The organism is Escherichia sp. MOD1-EC6819, assembly GCF_002965765.1.
Lineage (GTDB): Bacteria > Pseudomonadota > Gammaproteobacteria > Enterobacterales > Enterobacteriaceae > Escherichia > Escherichia ruysiae.
Map to the genome: position 1 here is coordinate 1 of NZ_PTRG01000032.1, position 2,486 is coordinate 2,486.

Annotated in this window: 1 protein-coding gene; it reads right to left on the reverse strand. The window is 62.0% G+C overall.

From position 1 onward, the window contains the following. Positions 1-2,486 (reverse strand): toprim domain-containing protein (locus A7Z06_RS21460; protein WP_105279584.1); only part of this gene is annotated, 2,486 nt, incomplete at both ends.

Here is a 2,486-nt window from a genome sequence, read left to right on the forward strand (position 1 = left end):
CGTTGCCGTCCCCGTCGAACAGCAGTTCATAGCAGAACGTCAGCCCGCGACGGTGGACCAGCAGGTATTCCATTTCGACCAGCCGCGCCAGGTGGATCTTAAGCTGCGTGTCGCCCCACTGCACCGCATCACGCAGTTGTTTACGGGTGAACAGCATCGCCTCACGCACCTGACCGCTGTCGCTCACCCATTGCTGGATCAGGGTTAACAGTTTCCGCGTCTGCGGCGGCATCTCGTCCAGGGTGCGTCCGAGTATTTCATGTGCCAGGCGGTTGGCCAGGGCGATGTCCTCCCGCGTCACCTCGATGTACTCCACCACCTGCCCGCGATGCTCCACGCGCTTGATCTCCCGCTGGTACTGGTGCAGCAGCGCGATCGCCTGGATCAGCGTCAGGTATTTCATGTGGTCGCGCCGGGTGCGGGTTTTGTCGCTCATGAACGTTAACTGTGAGGCGAACGGGTTCACCACATTGAGCGGGCGTAACAGCCGCTGCGCGTTCTGGTGAAGCGTCGTGATGTAACTTTTTTCATTCGCCGCCAGCAGGCCTTCCAGCGTCTGCGCGTGACGCTGCGCCACGTGGATAGCTTCCGTCTGTTCCCGCGATTCGTTCACCGTCAGCACCAGACAGCGGTTGAGTAACTCCTCGTCAACATCGATGGCGGTGGTGGTCAGCATCAGCATCACCGGGCCTTTCACCGTATACTGTTTGGTGACCAGGTTACCGCTGGCGTCATCCTTGCCCGTACTGGCGATGGTCAGTTCCCCGTCCGACTGCAACAGCTTGAGCGCGTAGGCCGCCTGGCGCACACCTTCTTCTTCCGCGATGGCGAGGATCTTATGTTGCAGGTTGGTTTCACCGAGATAGAACAGGCTCTGCCCGGTCATGGCGCTGTATTGCAGCCGTTCTTCCGGCGGGATCAGATTGAGCACCGCATCCATTAAGCTGGACTTACCCGCCGCGCTCGATGACTGGATCAGCACCGCCAGCGGCCTGTCCAGTTTGCGCGACACCGCCGCCAGATACGCCGCCGTCAGGTTGGTGGATTCACCCATCACACCACAGGCCGCCATGTCAGACGCGATGCGTGACGCAAGACACTCGTCGCGCAGCAGTTCCAGCGCCGCCTCCCGATCCTCCGGTGTCATCTCCGGCGCGGTGTTTTCCGGCTCCGGTGCGGCCTGCCAGTTCTCCAGCGCCAGCAGCACCTTACCCAGCGAACGGCGAAGATCGCCTTCAGCCAGCCCAAGCTCTGTGGCTGCGGCCCGCGCATAACCGCCTCGACTGCGGGCGCTCATCATGTCCACCGCATCCGCGAACACCACGCCGCTGTCCATGTCCAGCACCTGCGCGTTAACTTTCATTGCCGCCGCACTGGTTTTGCGGCTTACGCCCCTGATAGTCCAGCGTTCGCCCGGTAAGGCTACCACCAGTTCGCCATCGGCCAGGGTTTCCACGCTGACGCCCGGTGCAGGGGCGGCGGCTGCGGGTAAGGCCGCAACCCCGGCAGCTAATGAAGTGAGGTGTGCAGGCTCCGCGCTGGCCTGCGGCGCGATACTCTCCGCATCGGCCAGGTCACTCATGGACACCGCGCCATCCAGTAGCAGACTGAACGCCTGTTCAGGCTCCGCCACCTGGCACAGATAGCCGTTCGCATCCATGCCCGCCGGGAACAGTACACGGAACGTGGCGATCCCGTCAGCGGCTAAGGAAGAAGCCAGTTTCACCGCCGCCTCATTGCCCGCCGGATCGTTGTCGTAGGCGATCAGTACCTGTTTAATGCCGTGGTTTCTGAACGCCTGATGCATCTCATCGGTGAAGCCATTCACCCCGTAAGCCGCCGTGACGTTACGAACTCCGGCGACCCAGAACGACATGGCATCGAGAAGAGACTCGCACAAGATAACCGACGATGACCCGATCAGCGCCTGCTCATTCCACACGCCGCCGTGAGCGCCAGGAAGGTACAGATGCAGCGGCGTCCCCTTACGCAGATCGCCGCCGATCTTGCGCCCGTACATCTCACGGATCTGCCCGTTCAGATCCATCACCGGCACAACCAGCGACCCTGTAAAATGCTCATGCCCGGACTCACGCAGCACTCCCGTCGCCTTAAGCCGGGCGCGGATCTTCTCGCCCGCCCGTGATTTAACGCCGGGCAGACGGTAAGGCAACGTGCGGTTGGCGAAGCCGGGTTTAAAGGCGGCGACCAGTTCAGGATGGTTAAGGCGGCGCTTTTCCAGATACGCCACCGCTTCCGGCGCGTTCAGCAGCGTGTGATGGTAGAACTCCACCACACGGGAGAGCAGTTGCTGACGGCCCGCTTCATCTTCCGCGAAGATTTCCGGCTCATCTTTGGCAACCAGCGGCACCACGGCGGGATTGTCGCCCAGCTCCGCTTTCAGGCGTTCCGCCGCCTTACGCAGGCTGAGTTTTTCCGTCTGCATCACCCAGTCCAGCACCGAACCGCCCGCGTTACAGCCGAAG